This is a genomic window from Clostridium sp. CM027, assembly GCF_024730565.1.
GTDB lineage: Bacteria > Bacillota > Clostridia > Clostridiales > Clostridiaceae > Clostridium_AD > Clostridium_AD estertheticum_B.
On sequence record NZ_CP077725.1, the window covers coordinates 880,691 to 898,968 of the forward strand.

The 18,278-nt window shown below is 32.0% G+C and carries 13 protein-coding genes and 1 riboswitch; of the genes, 3 read left to right on the plus strand and 10 right to left on the minus strand.

Annotation, left to right across the window (positions count from 1 at the left end; translation table 11 throughout):
- Positions 1–29: 29 nt before the first annotated feature.
- The gene (locus KTC92_RS04365; RefSeq protein WP_220286808.1) at positions 30–1,760 is read right to left on the minus strand and encodes a phospho-sugar mutase; all 1,731 of its coding nucleotides are present in this window, start codon (positions 1,758–1,760) and stop codon (positions 30–32) included.
- Positions 1,761–2,169: 409 nt separating this feature from the next.
- Here KTC92_RS04365 and KTC92_RS04370 point away from each other — a divergent pair, with 409 nt between their 5' ends.
- The gene (locus KTC92_RS04370; protein ID WP_165413611.1) at positions 2,170–3,660 is read left to right on the plus strand and encodes an aminotransferase class I/II-fold pyridoxal phosphate-dependent enzyme; all 1,491 of its coding nucleotides are present in this window, start codon (positions 2,170–2,172) and stop codon (positions 3,658–3,660) included.
- A 19-nt stretch (positions 3,661–3,679) separates the two neighbouring features.
- On the opposite strand, the gene KTC92_RS04375 is transcribed toward KTC92_RS04370, so the two are convergent.
- From KTC92_RS04375 to KTC92_RS04405, 7 genes are all read right to left on the minus strand, one after another.
- Positions 3,680–4,525 (minus strand): hypothetical protein, encoded by an 846-nt coding sequence (locus tag KTC92_RS04375; protein WP_220286807.1) that lies wholly within the window; start codon positions 4,523–4,525, stop codon positions 3,680–3,682.
- A gap of 238 nt (positions 4,526–4,763) precedes the next feature.
- Complete coding sequence (locus KTC92_RS04380; RefSeq protein WP_216303555.1) at positions 4,764–5,777, minus strand: alpha-hydroxy-acid oxidizing protein; 1,014 nt, start codon at positions 5,775–5,777, stop codon at positions 4,764–4,766.
- A 12-nt stretch (positions 5,778–5,789) separates the two neighbouring features.
- A complete protein-coding gene (locus KTC92_RS04385) occupies positions 5,790–6,251 on the minus strand; it encodes a DUF523 domain-containing protein (protein WP_165413608.1) in 462 nt (153 codons plus the stop codon).
- A 14-nt stretch (positions 6,252–6,265) separates the two neighbouring features.
- On the minus strand, positions 6,266–8,632 hold the full coding sequence (locus KTC92_RS04390; RefSeq protein ID WP_216303557.1) for an endonuclease MutS2: 2,367 nt from the start codon (positions 8,630–8,632) through the stop codon (positions 6,266–6,268).
- 50 nt (positions 8,633–8,682) lie between these two features.
- On the minus strand, positions 8,683–11,061 hold the full coding sequence (locus KTC92_RS04395) for a DUF3656 domain-containing protein (protein ID WP_220286806.1): 2,379 nt from the start codon (positions 11,059–11,061) through the stop codon (positions 8,683–8,685).
- Positions 11,062–11,206: 145 nt separating this feature from the next.
- Complete coding sequence (locus KTC92_RS04400; RefSeq protein WP_216303559.1) at positions 11,207–12,220, minus strand: WG repeat-containing protein; 1,014 nt, start codon at positions 12,218–12,220, stop codon at positions 11,207–11,209.
- 26 nt (positions 12,221–12,246) lie between these two features.
- Complete coding sequence (locus KTC92_RS04405) at positions 12,247–13,005, minus strand: exodeoxyribonuclease III (RefSeq protein WP_216303560.1); 759 nt, start codon at positions 13,003–13,005, stop codon at positions 12,247–12,249.
- A gap of 392 nt (positions 13,006–13,397) precedes the next feature.
- Between KTC92_RS04405 and KTC92_RS04410 the strand changes: the two genes are divergently transcribed.
- Positions 13,398–13,715 carry a hypothetical protein gene (locus KTC92_RS04410; protein ID WP_220286805.1) on the plus strand — a complete coding sequence of 106 codons (318 nt, stop codon included), beginning with the start codon at positions 13,398–13,400 and terminating at the stop codon, positions 13,713–13,715.
- 172 nt (positions 13,716–13,887) lie between these two features.
- On the opposite strand, the gene KTC92_RS04415 is transcribed toward KTC92_RS04410, so the two are convergent.
- Positions 13,888–15,378, minus strand: a complete 1,491-nt coding sequence (locus KTC92_RS04415) for a Na+/H+ antiporter NhaC family protein (RefSeq protein ID WP_216303562.1) — start codon at positions 15,376–15,378, stop codon at positions 13,888–13,890.
- A gap of 230 nt (positions 15,379–15,608) precedes the next feature.
- Between KTC92_RS04415 and KTC92_RS04420 the strand changes: the two genes are divergently transcribed.
- Complete coding sequence (locus KTC92_RS04420; protein ID WP_216303563.1) at positions 15,609–16,433, plus strand: MBL fold metallo-hydrolase; 825 nt, start codon at positions 15,609–15,611, stop codon at positions 16,431–16,433.
- Between the two features lie 113 nt (positions 16,434–16,546).
- Here the strand turns inward: KTC92_RS04420 and KTC92_RS04425 are convergent, their stop codons facing one another.
- Complete coding sequence (locus KTC92_RS04425) at positions 16,547–17,944, minus strand: NCS2 family permease (protein WP_216303564.1); 1,398 nt, start codon at positions 17,942–17,944, stop codon at positions 16,547–16,549.
- A gap of 109 nt (positions 17,945–18,053) precedes the next feature.
- A riboswitch (purine riboswitch) is annotated at positions 18,054–18,155 on the minus strand.
- Between the last annotated feature and the right edge of the window lie 123 nt (positions 18,156–18,278).

Below are 18,278 nucleotides of genomic sequence, written 5' to 3' on the forward strand. Positions count from 1 at the left end.
TGCATTTAATAACTACCTACGATACGTTTTTAATTTATGCCTGCTTCATCAAATATTGACATAACATTTTCTTTTAGCTCAGTTATTTTTTTATATGTATTCTCTAATGAATTCCCTTTAACAGATAAATAAATTTTCATTTTTGGTTCAGTTCCAGAAGGCCTAACTACAAACCAAGAACCATCCTCTAAGACAAACTTTAATACATTTGATTTTGGCAATTTAATTATTTTTTCTTTATTTGTGATTAAATCCACTTCTAAACCAGCTCTATAATCCATTTTTTTTATAATTCTGTTATTACCTATTAAGCCATTCATTGAATGTCTTAAATGTTCTATTATATTACCTATTTTTTCTGCGCCATCTTTTCCTGCAAGTTCTATTGAAACTAAACCTTCCTCGTAGTATCCATGTTCTTTATAAATATCCATCAAAGCATCATACAAACTCATGCCTTTGTTTTTATAGTAGAGTGTCATTTCACAAATTAGCATTGCAGCTATTACTGCATCTTTATCACGCACAAAATTTCCTGCTAAATAACCAAAGCTTTCTTCAAAACCAAATATAAATTCTTTTTCACCCGCATTTTCAAACTCTTTAATTTTTTCTCCAATATATTTAAATCCTGTGAGTACATCTAACACTTCAACATTATATTTTTTCCCAATACTCTCTACCATATTTGTAGTAACAATAGTTTTTATTACTACGCCATTTTTAGACAACCCATTAGTTTCACTTAATGAACTTAAAATATAATTACTTAATAATACACCTGTCTGATTTCCTGTAAGAACCTTATACTTTCCTTCTTTGTCTTTAACTACTACTCCAATCCTATCGCAGTCAGGGTCCGTACCAAAAATAATGTCAGGATTAATGTCTTTTGCCATAATAAGCGCCAATTCAAATACCTTTGGTTCTTCTGGATTAGGATATGGCGCCGTAGGGAAATTCCCATCTGGCATTTCCTGCTCTTTTACAACAAATACATTATCATATCCTAATTCTTTTAAAACTCTCCTCACAGGTACGTTTCCAGATCCATGAATAGGAGTATAAATTATTTTTAAATCCTTGGCATATTCCTTAACTAGGTCTTTTCTCATAGTTAAATTTTTAACCTTATCAATGTATGATAAATAAAGATTTTCTCCAATTATTGTTAACATTCCATTGGTTTTAGCTTTATGAAACTCCATAGTTTTAACCTTAGAAAAATCTTTTATGCTAGCTGCACAATTTATAATTTGGCTTGCAGCTTCATCAGTGACTTGTCCACCATCATCTCCATAAACCTTATATCCATTGTACTCTTTAGGATTATGTGATGCTGTAATAACAATACCGGCTTTACTTTTTAGTGCGCGTACAGCATAAGATAAAATTGGAGTTGGTGTTAATTGTTCAAATAAATTAACGAAAATACCATTCCCACAAAGAGTTTCTGCAGCAGCTATTGCAAATTCCTTAGACATATTTCTTGAATCATACGCTATGCTAACTGATATATTCCCCTTATATCTTGAGTTCAAATAATCTGCTAACCCTTGAGTAGCTTTACCTATGGTATGTATATTCATTCTGTTTGTTCCTGCTCCAATTACACCTCTTAATCCCCCTGTACCAAACTCTAAATCCTTATAAAATCTATCTTCAATTTCTTTTTCATCTACTAATTGCTCTAGCTCTTTCTTTAACTTCAAGTCTATCAAATTAGAATTAATCCAACTTTTATATTTTTCTTTGTACATTTTATATTACCCTCCTTATATTCCCCTGAGGAAGCAAACAATTATTATCTTCCTTTCTATTCCTCCTAATCTATCTTTAGTCTATTATATTATACTATCAATGCATTACAAATAAAAGGCATTTTTTACAAATAACCCACTTTTTCATGTTTTCAATTACTGTATTTCTACTAAAAAGCTTAATTGCCTAGCATTTACGACATGATTATCTTTTATTTGAAGATTATAATTGCATTTATATATCTAATCATTTATAATTATAAATTGGCTGAATGAATATACTATAAAGAACAGTTTTAAAAATTTGGAACATTTAAATAAATAGACTAGGATATAATAGTCTAACATACTGACTCGTTATTTATTTAAATGTTTTCTAATATAAATTCTTTTGAAAGGGGTGTATAGATTGTATAGATTAAATCAAAATGAAACTCCACTATTTGATGCTCTAATGGAATATGTAGACAGAGAAACCTTACCTTTTCACGTACCTGGGCATAAAAAAGGAATAGGCGCTGATGAACAATTTAGAAATTTTATGGGGGAAAACCCTTTTAAAATTGACGTTACGGTTTTTAAACTTGTTGATAGTTTTCACCACCCAACTGGACCTATCAAAAAGGCACAAGAATTAGCAGCGGATGCTTATGGTGCTGATGCATCATTTTTCTCAGTACACGGAACTTCTGGCGCTATTCAAGCTATGATTATGTCTGTAGTTGGATCTGGTGATAAAATCATTGTACCTAGAAATGTACATAAATCCATAACTGGTGGTATCATTTTATCAGGTGCAGTTCCAGTTTATATGCAACCAGAACTAGATAAAAAAATAGGTGTTGCTCATGGAGTTTCCCCAGAAACAGTGGAAGAAACCTTAAAGAATAATCCTGATGCAAAAGCTGTACTTATAATTAACCCAACATATTATGGAGTTTCCACTGATATTAAGAAAATTGCAGATATTGTTCATGAATACGATATTCCTTTTATAGTTGATGAAGCTCATGGCCCTCATCTTAATTTTAATAGCAAATTACCAATGTCAGCAATGGAAGCTGGTGCAGACATCTGTGCTCAAAGCACTCATAAAATTATAGGTTCATTAACTCAAAGTTCAATGCTACATGTTAATTCAAAGCGTGTTAACCCCGCTAGAGTTAAACAACTAATAAACCTAATGCACACAACGTCACCTTCCTACATTCTAATGGCATCACTGGATTGTGCTAGGAGACAAATTGCATTAGAGGGCACTCAGCTTTTAGAAAAAACTATTGATTTATGTAATTATGTAAGAAATGAAGTAAATAAAATCCCAGGATTTTATTGTTTTGGCGAAGAGGTTTTAGATGGTTTTGGTGCTTACGCTTTTGATCCAACTAAAATAACAATAACTTGTAGAGATTTAGGAATAACTGGTTATGACTTGGATATGATTTTATCTAACAAATATCATATCCAAATGGAATTATCTGATCTTTATAACATATTAGCCGTTGGTTCGTATGGAGATACAAAAGATGGAATGGAGCAATTACTTCAAGCTTTAGTAGAAATAAGCAATGAGTACTATGGCAAAGGCACAATAAAATCTGATTTTATTGATATTCCTAGTATTCCAGAGCAAGTTCAAATTCCACGCGAGGCTTTCAACAGCGTAAACACTGCTGTTGAAATCAAAAATAGTGTTGGTATGATAAGCGGAGAATTCTTGATGGCTTATCCACCTGGCATTCCAGTACTTTGCCCCGGTGAGAGAATAACTCAAGAAATCGTAGATTATGTTGAAAAATTGAAAAACACTGGATTATATGTTCAAGGAACTGAAGACCCTGAAGTTGAATATATAAAAGTTGTTAGAGAAGAAGATGCTGTTTATATAACTGTTGAATAGAAGAAAAAGAACTCCTGATTTAGGAGTTCTTTTTTCTTCTATTCAATTTTACTCTATAATCAACATTTGCTTTTTCAATAGTTCCTAAATACTTGAAATATTCAGTGTCTTGCATTTCACTTATTTTTTCACAGGTATTAACTGTTTTAATAAAATACTTCATAACATGAATTATCTTTTTTAAGGGTTCAGCTAATTTTTGATTAAGCCTAATGGACATTTGTTTTCTCTTATTTTCGGAAATTCTTTTAATATTTTCATAGCATTCGCTTGCAGAATATACCAATCTTATCTTTTGTAAATTTATGCTTAAGGCATCTCTGTATGTTGGCAATAATTCTTCCAACATATGTTCATTAAAATATTTTTTCTCCTCTTTAAATTCCTGAGATTTATCTATAAGTTGTTTTAAAGTTTCATTATTCTTTTTTCTAATATCAGGCAATTGAGTAACAATTTGTTTTACCTGCTCTGAGTCCACAACTCCTTCTTTAGTTAATAACTCTAAACCCTTAGCCACTAATTTATACTCTTTCTTATCCTTTTCAACTGTAGATTCATCTTGAAATGAATTTACTATGCATGCTCTGTTTTCTGTATTATAAAATATTTCTGAAAAATAAGCTAATTTCGCTAGTCTTTCTTGTAAAAATTTTTCAGTAGCAATTTCATTTTTTTCATTAATATAAAGATATCCCAAATTTTCTTTACGAAAATTTCCGAACAATTTCTTAGAAAATACAATCTCTCTATATAATATATTATTATATTCTAAAGGGGTAGAGATCCTAACTACTTCACCTTTCTTTGTATATTGCTTTATATGCTCTAATATTTCTTTAGATGCTAGTATGTATATTGGCATTTTTATTCCTCCTTTGTTTTCTCATTTACGATTCTAAGGCTTTTACAAATGTTTTTGCCAATTTAACGACATTCCAGAAGGAAAGTCTCCTACTTCTATAAGTGGGAGTATAAATCTCCTTCTGAAGTTGTCGATGCATCTTCCTCGAAGCTGTGAAGCTCTGCAGGAGATGATTTAATCTACTAAAAGGAGTAGAGAATTAAAAAGATCACAATATTTCAGTGACCTTTTAATAAATTTAATATAAAATTCTATTATTAACATTTTGTATAGATTTACACCCTGTAAGCACCATAGCTGATTTTAATTCACCTCTAAGGTAATCAATATAAGATTTTACGCCTTCAGCCTTGCCTCCAAATGATGCGGTTACAAATGGCCTCCCAATAAGTACCGCGTCTGCACCTAGTGCTAGCATTTTAAGTATATCTGCTCCACTTCGAACTCCACCATCAGCTAAAATAATTACTTTACCCTTAACTTCCTTCGCAATTTCCGTAAGAACATCTGCTACACCCGGGGTTTGGTCTAATACTCTCCCACCATGATTTGACACTACAATTGCGGATACCCCTGCATCCACCGCAAGTTTTGCTTCGTCTGCTGTCATTATTCCTTTTAAAATAAATGGAAGCTTCGTTGATTCAACAATTTCTTTAATCTCTTCTACGGTTTTAGGCATAACTGGTTTGCCATGAAGTGCTAACGTAATAAGACCGCAAGCATCTATATCCATACCTATAGCAAATGCGCCTGCTTTTTCTGCTAATTTAATTTTTTCTATAACGTTTGCATTTTCCCAAGGTTTTATTATTGCAATGCCGTTTCCACCCTGTTTTTCTAATTCACAAAGATTAGTTGTAAAAAAAGAATCTACAGCAGTATCTCCCACCATTGGGATTATACCACCCTTAAGGCATCCACTAATAACCCAAGATATATATTCTTCTTCACTAAATTTACCACCCATGTTTAAAGTAGTTCCAGATACGGGAGCTGCAAATACAGGTATATCCATTTTTATTCCAAATAATTCTATAGAAGTATCTGGATTTTTTGCATCATGTATAGTTCTCATATTAAGTTTATAAGCTGCCAGTGACTCTATATTAATTTTAAAAGCATCCCCTGTTCCTTTTCCGCCCATTCCAGGTACCTCTCCAGCACAAGCTACTCCATTACATATAGGACAAACTCTACAGCTTTTGTTTAAATTCCCTCTAGCATCTTTTAAAACATCTTTATAATTCATTTTATTTCCCCCTTAGTTATAATCTAAATCATCTAGATTTTCTTCTGTAAAAACTTTTATACCCCTGGATAATAATAACTCCGCAGTAACTCCATTACCTTTTTTTTTGGTTCCACTAAAAGTTCCATCGTATATTTGGGGAGTTCCACAAGAAGGACTTCGTGCTTTTAAAATAGCAATACTAGCTCCAACGTTTTGTGCAATTTCAAGAGTTTCATAAGCCCCTTTTATAAACTTTGCAGTTACATCATCATCCTCTGGCCCAAGAATTCTAGCTTTACCTTCTAGCACATCTCTACCATTCCCGTTTACAATTTCATGAGGAGCCCTAGGGGTTTCTTGTCCCCCTAACTGTTCTGGGCAAACAGGCATAACTTTTCCTTCTTTCAATAGTTTAAGCACCCTTAAATCTAAATTATTGCCACCATTATATTTACAATTAACTCCACATAAACAAGCACTTGCAATAATCATATCATAACCATCCTTTATTTTAGTTCTACTACAGTAACTCCACTACCGCCTTCACCGTAATTTCCCAATCTATATGTTTTAACATGGCCATGCCTCTTTAACATATCTGTAATAGCTTTTCTTAAAACTCCTGTCCCCTTGCCATGAATAATTGTAGCTTCTTTAAGTCCTCCTAAACAAGCTTCATCTAAATATTTATCAACAGTATAAAGAGCTTCCTCCGAATCCATACCTCTTAAATCTACAGAAGTTGACACATTTCTTATATTTAGCTTCATTTCTCTCTTAATTATCTTTGCCTTTTTCTTATCTTCCTGCGTAAGCTTTGATTCTCTCAGATCACCCACTTTGACATTTATCTTCATAATGCCAGCTTGAACCTGCACCTCACCCTTTTTATCAGGTTTTGAGATTACAATAACCTTTTGGTTAAGAGATGGTAAATATACTTCCTGACCTTGTTTTACATTTTTTAATTTTTCTCCTAGTTCGTCATTGCTTTTTTCTACATGTCTATCTAATGTTTCAAGCTTATTTTTAATTTTCATTCTTTCCTCTTCAAGCTTTTGCCTTGCTTCAGAGGAATATCCAAGCTTTTCAAGTTGTCTCATGTTTTTAAGAATGACATCTGATTCTTCCTTGGCATCTTTTATAAGTCTCTTTGCTTCCCTTTGAGCTTCATACATTGCATTTTCTCTAATGTTTTCAAGTTTATATAATTTTTCCTGGTATTTGTCTTTTAACTTACTAGCTTCTAGCTTCAAAGCTTCAGCTTCCCTAGCATCACGCTCTGCCTTTATGCTCTTTTCTTGCAAACTTTGAACTAATTCTTCAAACTCTAATGTATCTTTAGAAATATTCTCTTTTGCATTTTTAATAATGTAATCTGGGAGACCTAGTCTCTTAGATATTTCAAAAGCATTTGATTTACCTGGTACTCCAATTATCAGTCTATATGTTGGGCTTAACGTGTCTACATTAAATTCTACAGAAGCATTTTCAACCCCTGTAGTTTTTAAAGCATATCCTTTTAATTCACTATAATGGGTAGTCGCAACTACTTTTGTACCTCTTGCCCTTAAATTTTCGAGAATCGAAACAGCAAGTGCTGCTCCCTCTGTAGGATCTGTTCCAGCTCCTAATTCATCAAATAGAGCTAGAGATTTTATATCTGCTTTTTCAATTATATTTACTATATTTGCCATATGGGAAGAAAAGGTAGATAAGCTTTGCTCTATGCTTTGCTCGTCACCTATATCTGCGAAAATCTCATGAAAAAAGCTTACCATGGACCCTTCTCTAGCTGGAATTAAAATCCCACTCATAGCCATTAACTGAATTAAGCCTACAGTTTTTAAAGTTACTGTTTTACCCCCGGTATTGGGTCCTGTTATTACTAGTGAAGTAAATTCTCCTCCTAAATAAATATTACTAGGTACTACAACCAACGGATCTATCAAAGGGTGCCTTGCTTCAATTATATCTATTACTCCCTCTTCATTAACCCCTGGAATAATAGCATTAATTTCTATTGCATACCCTGCCTTTGCAAAAATAAAATCTAATTCCCATACTATATTTGCATTGTTACCAACAATATTTATATTTTCATATATCTTATAGGATAATTCAGCCAAAATTCTTTCAACCTCAGCCTTTTCCTTTAGCATAATTTCCTTAATTTCATTATTTAGGTTCACTAAACTCATTGGCTCAATGAATAGTGTAGCCCCTGAAGAACTCTGATCATGCACAATTCCTGGCACACTACCCTTATGTTCTATTTTAACAGGAATTACGTATCTATCCCCTCTTATAGTATAAAGGCTTTCTTGAAGATATTTTGCATTTGATCTAACTAGTGAAGTTACCTTATCTTTTACTGAAGCATTTTTCTCTTTTAAAGATTTCCTTAAGCTAAAAAGCAAACTACTAGCCCTATCAGAAATTTCTTCATCACTAATTATTGCTATAAAAATTTCATCTTCTAATTTTTTTATTGGGACAATCCCAATACATATATCTTCTAAAACTCTAGAGGACTGCTCATCTGACTTGTTACCAACATAATTTTGAAATAATCTAGCACACCTAAGCATTTGCGCTATCCTCAAAAGCTGCGTTGGCATAAGTGATGCTGCTTTTGATGCCCTTATTATTGCAGATCGAACATCATATATACCTTCAAATGGTGCACTTCCTTTTTTTGATAAAAGCAGTAATGCCTCATTAGTTTCCTGTAAGTGTTCTTTTACTTCATAAATATTAGTGTAAGGCTCCAAACCCTCTATAAGGTCTTTACCTGCCGTAGTGTGCGTGTATGCTTTGATTTTTTCTTTAATTTTATAGTATTCTAAAACCTTTAATGATTTTGTATTCATAATAATTCACCATCTTTCCTTTGTTAAAAAATTTAAACGCCTACTATTATTTATTCGACTCCTCTTTTATAGTGCCCTCTAGTATAATTTTTAAATTCTCCTTGCCATTCTTTATTGATATAATTTCTAAGAACCTCTATAGTTTCCTCATAATTTTCATGGATAAAATCTAATCTAAAAGAGGAAATATTATTTTTCTTTATTTCATCCATATTTGAGATCAAATTCACAGGCACATTGTTATAAATATAGCTTCTACAATATTTGTCAGTATCAATACTAAATTCTGCGCCCATTCTATCTTTAAGTGTATACAATCCTTTGATGCATTTCTCTTTGCAGGTATTATTATCACTCTTGTTTCCAAAAACGCTTCCTATAGCACAATATTCACTAACCATAAGCTCATATTTTCCGTAAATCATAATTTGCAGTGGCAAAGAACTTTTAGTTGCAATTTTCTTGATTTCCATTTGGTTTAACTCAGCACTAATACAAGTTCCCGTTAGAAAATCCTTGTAAAAATCTCCTGCATAGCTATTAAAAATATTCAATTTATAATCCCCAATTACAGTGATTTTTTTATTAAATCTACTAATTATTCCTAGATTAGCCGTAATAATACCTTTTAATTTACCTAAGTTATTCTCAATAAATTCACAAATACTTTCAAATTCTTCTTTGATAATATTGGGAACCTTAAAATAAATATTTACATCATACTCATTAAAGTTGATGTTACATCTTCTCATAAAAGGATTTATAGCAATATTATCAAAACCCATTTCAAGTACCGCTTTTAATTGCTCTTCATTTGTTACATATATAAGTGTCTCAGGTATAATGTTATTTTTATTCTCATTAAATTCTAAATAATTCTTTTCTCCCTGTAGGCTAAGTCCTTTATTGTAATTAATCTGCACATTATTTTTTTCTCTTTTATATTTTGCTATTATATAATTTTGAACGTCATCTATTAATTCTCGCCTAACTAAATTCAATGTTGCCATTGGCACAAAACCTTCTTCAAAGCTTTCAAAATTCACTTCATTTATTTTGAAAGGAGTATCTCCTGTTTTAGATAGATTTTTGGTTATACGTTCTCTTTCAAGTGGTTTATTTAAAGCTTCTTGAACAATATCTCCCTTAACATTAAAGCCTTTTCCCATATAACTTGTACTTATACTTAAAGGCTTATTTGTGGCGAACTCAATCGAAAGATTTATTTCTATTTTCCTCTTAAATTTATCCTTATACCTATTTGAAAGATCATCCATTAACTTAACATCAGAAATTTTGTATAAAAAGTCTCCAGCTTTAAATTTAGCTGGTTTTAATAAAACTCTATCGGAGGTCACTGCATTTTCGACCTCTATTCCATTCTTTATTATTTTTGAAATAGCAAACCCATCCTCTAAAAACATTACACCATCTTTTAATGCTACATTCTCTAAAAGTGTTACTGACAAATCATCATTTGCGATGCCTATTGGTAGCCCAGAATTTTTAGGCACTTTATATGCCATCATATCTTTTCCTTTATTACCATATAGGTAAGCTTTTGAAAACCCTTCTCTATTAAATAATTGTGTTAAAACTTTAGTATCCTTATCTAATTTTTGTATTTTATTATTACAAATATTGTCCAGCGCTCGTCTATATATTTCCACAACACCTGCAACATATTCCGGTTTTTTCATTCTTCCTTCAATTTTTAGTGAAGACGTGCCACTTTTAGCTATATCTTTTAAGTTTTCTATTGTACAAGTATCTTTAGGGCTTAAAAGGTATGCCTTATACATTTTGTCAGTGTTTTTATCTGTTAGTGTATAAGGTAATCTGCAGGGTTGAGCACATCTGCCCCTGTTTCCACTCCGCCCTCCAATAATACTACTCATAAGACACTGTCCCGAATAACATATGCATAAAGCTCCATGAACAAAAACTTCTGTTTCCACTTTTAAAGTGTTAGATATGTAATCAATTTCTTTTAAACTAAGCTCTCTTGAGAGAACTATCCTAGTAAATCCCATCTCTTTTAAAAACAAGGCAGCTTCGCCATTATGAATCGTCATCTGTGTGGACGCATGAAGCTCAAAATCAGGAAAATTATTTCTTATTAAGTATATTAATCCTGTATCTTGAACAATCAGTGCATCTACTCCTACACTATATAAAAAGCCTACATACTCCATAATTTCTTTTAATTCGTTATCCTTTAGTAATGTGTTTAAAGTAACATATACTTTAACTCCATAAATATGACAGTAATCTACTGCCCGAGCGAGGTTCTCATTATCAAAATTAAAAGCATAAGCTCTTGCTGAGAATTTACTTCCTCCTATATAAACTGCATCTGCCCTCATTTGCACTGCTGCATATACGCTTTCCATACTTCCAGCAGGGGCTAGTAATTCAATCTTTTCCATTTACATCTCTCCTAATTAGTGTTGTAAGTCTTATTATACAGTAAATGTTGTCATCAATACAACAAAACCTCCACTGGATTTCCAGTAGAGGTTTCAATACTTATTTAATTATAATAGACTTAAGAAACTTCCATTCATTAAAATTTTATGATTGTAATTTCCAAACATATTCCCCTAATTTATTAACATATCCAATTCTTTTACCTAATTCAACCCTTGCAATTCCACCAATAAATTCATATGCTTCTTCAAAACTTGGCTCTATAACTATTTCCCCAACGCAATCTATGTAACCCCACTTTTCTCCTATTTGAGCTGCTATTAAACCTTCACTCATAATATCTACATCTTCAAACTTAGTGGGTATTATAATGCTTCCATTTTTATCAATGCAACCATATTTTTCATTCTCACAAATTACAGCTATGCCTTCATAGAAACTATCTGCCCATTGAAACTTAGGTTTTATAATAAGCTCGCCGCTGCAATCTATATAGCCGTATTTTTCCCTCATTTCAACTGGTGCGAGTCCATCATTGAACTCCCCACAAACATTATATCGAAGGGGTATAATTATTTCTCCCTTATTGTTTATATAGCCATACTTTCCATTAGCGCAAACAGATGCCATCCCATCGTTAAATGCATGGGCATACTCATAGATCGCATCTATTATAACTTTTCCATATTTATCAATATAAGCTATTCTACCACCTATTTGCACTGCTGCTAACCCTTCACTAAAGTCGCTTGCATCTAAAAAGTTTACCGGCACTATTTCCGTACCTTCAGCATCTATATATCCCCACATATATCCATTCTTTACTGCTGCTCTTCCCTCCATAAAGTAGTTAGCTTCATCATATTTAGGCTCAACGATAATTTCACCGTTTAAATTAATATAGCCTTTCTTTCCTTCCAACTTTATTACTGCAGATCCTTCGCTAAACTGTTGAACTTCATCATATTTAGGTTCTATTACAACCTCTCCAGCTTTATTAATAAATCCATACTTTTCCTCTATTCCAATTATGGCTAGTTCGCCTTCAAACTCCTCAGCATAATTATATTTACATTCTATAACTACATTGCCTTCCTTATCTATATACCCATACCTTTTTTTTGATTTCACAGGATATAATGTTTTCTCATTCTTCATACTATAACTTCCTTTCTTATATATATCTATAAAATAATGCTCACAGGACAATGATCCGATCCTAAAACATCATTTAAAATATTAGCTTCTTTTAATTCACTTACTAACTCCTCAGTTACAAAAAAATAGTCAATTCTCCATCCTACATTTTTTTCTCTAGCCTTAAATCTATAACTCCACCAAGAATATTTGGTTTCTGCCCCGTGGAGATATCTAAAAGTATCAACATAACCATATGATATAAATTTATCCATCCAAGCTCTCTCTACCGGTAAGAACCCTGAATATTTTTCGTTTGCTTTTGGATTTTTAAGATCTACTTCTTTGTGTGCAGTATTGTAATCCCCACAAATAATTAATTTTTTCCCTTTTAGTTTAAGCGTCTCACAGTAGGAGAGCAGTGCATCATAAAAGTCCATTTTATAATTTAACCTTTCTTCATCTCTCTGCCCATTAGGAAAATATATGTTAAATAGAGTAAACTTTTCAAACTCAGTTATTAATATTCTGCCCTCACTATCAAATCTTTCTATTCCAATACCGTACGTAACAGATATTGGTTTTTCCTTAGTGTAAGTAGCTACACCACTATACCCCTTTTTCTCCGCACACGAAAAATATGAGTAATAACCTTTTATATTTTTAAGCTCCTCAACTATTTGGTTTTCTTGGATTTTAGTTTCTTGAACACATAAAATATCTGGCTGTTCTTCTTTAATCCATTCAATAAATCCTTTATTTTTTATAGCTCTTATGCCATTTACATTCCATGAATAAATTTTCATAAAAAAACCTTCCTTCTACAGTTATTTCATACAAGTGCATTACCTATATAATTTTCATATATTCTTTATTTAATATATCATATTATTGAATATTATTGAATTATTTATTTAGCTATGCCTATCAACAAGTATTATATCCTAATTTCGCTATAATTAAATCATCTCCTGCGGAGCTGCAACAGCTTCACAGAAGCTGCATTGACGACTTCAGAAGGAGATTTATACTCCCACTAAAGTTTTCTATTTGTTAGGTTATGTAACTCCCGCTTATAGAAGTGGGAGACTTTCCTTCTAAAATGTCGTTAAAAATTGCTTTTTAGTAAAAATACACACAATTACTATCACCTTTATGATTAAATCTGAATATTATTATAATGAAAGGGGGTTTATACATGAATTCTATAGAAAGATATGTTGGAAGCAAAGAAGAGTTTTACTTTTTCCTAAAAGATGAAGTTATAAGATTATTCAAAGACAAACTCAAAATAGACGGAACCCGTGTTTTAATACCTGACAATGAAGAATTAGGTTATGAATTTAAATTTGTTAGGGACGAAAATTATGGTGATTTCTCAATTAAAGTTAAATGGGGACAAAAACCAGAAAAAAACGAAGATTTCGAAGAAAATTTCCAAGAAAATTTTCAAGAAGACTCCGAAGAAGATTCAAAAATGATTATAGATAAACATTTTACCATGAATAACTATTAAATTATTTATCAACTAGTATGTTTATATAAAATTTTTCTTTTCCTCAATTTAACGACTTCAGCTCCGCAGGAGCTAATTTAAGCAAATTCATTATTTTTTTGATATTTAATAAAAACACTATATTGTATATTTACAATATAGTGTTTTATTACATATTATTAAAACTTTACATTTAAGCAGATAATTCATCTTTACTATCCATCTTAATATTTTTCTTTAATCTAACATTGGGTTCAGTCGGCAATTTAAATAATGGTATAAATCTATCTAGTCCTGTTATAGTAAGTAGTAATAATGAACCTACTGCCACCATAGCCATAAAGTTATATCTTATTATATCAAGAGGTACAAACTTGTGAAGTGGATAAACTGATGAAGCTATCCCCATATAAAAAGCTATATATACATGCCATGGAATAAGCTGTGACCCAAATACACCAAGCGCATCACCGAAAGTAGCATTTCTTAAACGTAATGTATACATATCTTCTTCGCTACCCTCTACGTTATCTTCAAGTAAATTTTTGATTATTGGTCCAACTGTTACTATTTGTGCCATTTCATCTGCTAATGCAGCATTACCTAAAATTGACAACATTCCATTCCAAAACATAAGTTGGCGTACATTTTTTGAAATTTTAGAAACTAATCTTGATAACGGAGCAAATGCATCCATTTTACCCATGATGCCTCCAAAGGCACCAACCCACATCATCATGACAATAACCCATGAACCTGCATCTGCGAAACCTATTTTCATTAATCCTAAAAATTGAGGTACAGATTCTACTGTTCCCGCTGTCAATCCAAGGATTAAAGATGTTATTATTCCAAGCCCTAAACATGCAAGTGTTGGAAGTCCTTTAATTGCTACTACAAGTACAACCAATAATGGAATTACCATATAATATGGAACCCCGGTTTTAACTTGATTTAAAAGTTCAACTGCTGAAGGTCTAGCTTTTTCAAGTGATACCCATACATCTTTTGGAATTTTATCTATTGCATCCGCTGCATTACCAATTACTGTTGGAAGTCCCATTCCAACGCTTACAGCATAGAACATAATTGCAGTTATTGTTAAACATATTAGTGACCAAACACCTTGATGCCTTATTCTATCAATAACTTCCACTTTTTGAATACCTGAACTTACGACCGTTGTGTCAGAAATAAGCCCTATATTGTCTCCAAAACAAGCTCCACCAGCAATTGCTGCTGTAGTAAGTAATAAATTTCCTCCTACTATATGGTTTAGCCATAGAAAAATCGGAGCACAAGCTGCAAAGGTTCCCCATGAACTACCAGTTGCAACTGAAAGCACTGCCGTTACCATAAATCCTGTTACAGCTACAGTTCTAGCTGTTAATCCAAGTGTTAATGAGAAATTAATTATTGATGCACCCACTCCTGTTGACATAAAAGCCTCTGCCATTGCATAAGCTGCCATCAGTATAAAGAAAACTAATTGCATTTCTTTTACGTTATCCACCGCACCATCAACAATGTCATTAAATTTAAATTTACATACTAATGATGCTATTATAGCTGCGTAAATAGTTGCTATTGGTGCCGCTAGTAATGCATCCATTTTAGACATCATTAATCCTGCCATTAAAAATACTGGTGATATTTTTAGTAAAGCGTTTAAGAAGCCAATCATGTATAAGTCCCCCTTTTTTGATTCCGTTTACATAAATAATAGAATAATATATAATATATAATGTACACACTTTCTTGTGTACATTATATATTATATATTATATTAGTTCAATTGTTTTTTATTTAGTAATTTAATACATATATATATATAATATAGCAGGTTATGTTATAATTAAATTAGATTTTTTAATCTTATTATAAAACGAATATATTAAAATTAAGAGGTATAAAATGAGCTTTAATAAATTCCCGAAAATCTTTAAATATATGTATGAATTACATCGTAGAAACTTTAAATTGTACTTCAATCCCATTAGTGTGCCATCGTATGAGCCCGTAGTAACAAATTCTATTCATTGGGTAGGCCATGCTACTGTAGTTATTAATTTAAGTGGTAAGGTTATAGTAACTGACCCTGTAACTAGTATATATCTTGGTCAATTAAAAAGATTAGTTAAACCATCTTTAAACTTAGCCTCCATTAATATTGATTATATATTGCTGTCTCATGGTCATATGGATCATATGAATTACTCCACTCTAATGAAACTAAATAAAAGTGCTATAATTATTGCTCCTAAAAACCTAAAGGTTCCTTTAAGACTTTTAGGTTTTAAAAGTATAATTCTTCTAAACAATGATGAAACGTATAATGATAATCACATAAAAATAAAGGCTTTAAAAGCAAATCATGATGGTAGACGTTATCCTTGGGGAGCTGAAGCTGAGAGCAATTCCTATATAATTGAAAGTAGTTCAAAAAAGATTTTTTTTGCTGGTGATACTGCATATACTGATACATATAAAAATTTAATAGCAGATGTTGCTATCATGCCTGTAGGCTGCTATAAACCTGATGAGTTTCAAGAAATGCATTGTACTCCTGAGCAGAGCTTTAAAATGTTTAAAATGACAGAAGCTAAAATCATGATCCCAGTTCATTATAAAACCTATATTTTAGCTCAGGATGAAGATGAGGTTACCTGTGATACTTTAAAAAGAATAAATGATGGAAGCATAAAAATTATTGATATCGGTCAAACTGTAAAATTATAATGATTTAAACAAAATAAAAAACAGGCACTAGAACTTTCAAATAAGTCTAGGCCTGTTTTTTTATAAACAAGAAGTTATATTTATGATATCTTTAATTAATTAACTATAACTTCTTAATCCGGTAGATAGATAAATCTTAAAATAAATAACGCTGCAAGCACATAAACTATTGGATGAACTTCTTTCCTTCTTCCTGTGCTAACCTTAAGTATAGGGTAAAATATTATTCCCGCCGCTATACCATTAGCTATGCTATAGCTAAAAGGCATTATAGCCATAGTAAAAAAAGCTGGAAGTGCTTCTGTAAAATCATCAAAATCTAATTTAGTAACTGCACCCATCATAAGGACTCCAACCATTATAAGCGCAGGTGCTGTTGCTTCTGGTGGCACTATCCCAACTATACCTGCAAAGAATAAAGAGAATAGAAATAAAACGCCTACCACGCAAGATGTTAACCCAGTTCTTCCTCCTTCAGCTATGCCCGCAGTAGATTCAACATAAGTTGCCATAGTGGGTGTACCAATACAGGCACTTATAGTTGTTGCGATAGCATCTGATAAGAGCGCTTTTCTCATATTTCGAACTTTTCCATTTTCATCTAACATCTGGGCTTTTTCTGCTGTTCCAACCAAAGTACCAATTGTATCAAATAAGTCTACTAAACTAAAAGTTAAAACCACCATAATTATGCTAGTTATCGCTCCTATAACACCTGCTCCTCCAGCTCCTAAAAGACCCTTAAAGTCAAAAGCCATAAAAGTTGGAGCAATGGATGGTGGTGTACTTAAGAGCTTTATTCCAGCTAAATTTGTTATACCCATAGGTATTCCAATTATTGTCGTTGCGATTATTCCAATAAGCATAGCTCCTCTTACATTTCTAGCCATTAAAATTGCTGTTATAATTATACCGATAATTGTAAGAGCAGCGTGTGGATTTGTGAATTCACCAAAACTTATAAGAGTTCCTGGATTCGGAACTACTATGCTTCCAGTTTTAAAACCTATTAACGCAATAAATAATCCTATACCACCGCAAATAGCTATCTTGAGATTTGCTGGTAGCGCATCTACTATTTTTTCGCGTATTGAAGTAACCGTAATTATTATAAATAAAATTCCAGAAATAAATACAGCTGCTAAAGCCTGATTCCAAGTATAGCCGAGTGTTAAGCATACACTATATGTAAAGAAAGCACATAATCCCATACCTGGTGCAATTGCAAAAGGTAAATTTGCATAGGTACCTATTAAAATAGTACCAATTCCAGAGCCTACACATACTGCTGTAAAAATTGCTCCTACCACAGGGTCATTTGTTGCTGTAAAAACTGCAGCACCATCGCCCTTTATTCCAGGAAGATTCATACCACTAAACTTTAAAATATTAGGAATTACTAATATAGTATATGCCATAGTAATAAAGGTAGTAACACCCGCTAATATTTCGGTCCTAACGTTTGAATTATTTTCTTTGAGTTTAAAAAATGATTGCAAAAATGATTTCATGCCATTTCCTCCTAGGTAAAATATAATGTTGAATTTATAAATCCTTATTAAGCAAAAAAAAATGCCCATGGATAGGATTAATCCACGGGCATAATTTCAGTAAAAATCTTTACTTATAGGATTAATCCATAGTTAGAAGGTTAATGGCCTTCTAGTAGAAACTCTTGAACCTTATTATCAAGATTATACGGATTATTATTATTATTCATTTTTCAAAATAATAACATTCATTTCTACATAAGTCAACATTTTTTTCGTTCTTTCACTAAAAATCCCAATATTATTTCCCCATAGCAAGATACTACTTAATAAATTTATTCAGTTAAATCATCTC

Excerpts from the sequence above, each read along its gene's own strand:
- KTC92_RS04395 (WP_220286806.1), bottom strand. The coding sequence starts at position 11,061 with ATGGAAAAGATTGAATTACTAGCCCCTGCTGGAAGTATGGAAAGCGTA.
- KTC92_RS04365 (WP_220286808.1), bottom strand. The coding sequence starts at position 1,760 with ATGTACAAAGAAAAATATAAAAGTTGGATTAATTCTAATTTGATAGAC.
- KTC92_RS04420 (WP_216303563.1), top strand. The coding sequence starts at position 15,609 with ATGAGCTTTAATAAATTCCCGAAAATCTTTAAATATATGTATGAATTA.
- KTC92_RS04385 (WP_165413608.1), bottom strand. The coding sequence starts at position 6,251 with ATGATTATTGCAAGTGCTTGTTTATGTGGAGTTAATTGTAAATATAAT.
- KTC92_RS04380 (WP_216303555.1), bottom strand. The coding sequence starts at position 5,777 with ATGAATTATAAAGATGTTTTAAAAGATGCTAGAGGGAATTTAAACAAA.
- KTC92_RS04405 (WP_216303560.1), bottom strand. The coding sequence starts at position 13,005 with ATGAAAATTTATTCATGGAATGTAAATGGCATAAGAGCTATAAAAAAT.
- KTC92_RS04390 (WP_216303557.1), bottom strand. The coding sequence starts at position 8,632 with ATGAATACAAAATCATTAAAGGTTTTAGAATACTATAAAATTAAAGAA.
- KTC92_RS04425 (WP_216303564.1), bottom strand. The coding sequence starts at position 17,944 with ATGAAATCATTTTTGCAATCATTTTTTAAACTCAAAGAAAATAATTCA.
- KTC92_RS04410 (WP_220286805.1), top strand. The coding sequence starts at position 13,398 with ATGAATTCTATAGAAAGATATGTTGGAAGCAAAGAAGAGTTTTACTTT.
- KTC92_RS04375 (WP_220286807.1), bottom strand. The coding sequence starts at position 4,525 with ATGCCAATATACATACTAGCATCTAAAGAAATATTAGAGCATATAAAG.
- KTC92_RS04415 (WP_216303562.1), bottom strand. The coding sequence starts at position 15,378 with ATGATTGGCTTCTTAAACGCTTTACTAAAAATATCACCAGTATTTTTA.
- KTC92_RS04400 (WP_216303559.1), bottom strand. The coding sequence starts at position 12,220 with ATGAAGAATGAGAAAACATTATATCCTGTGAAATCAAAAAAAAGGTAT.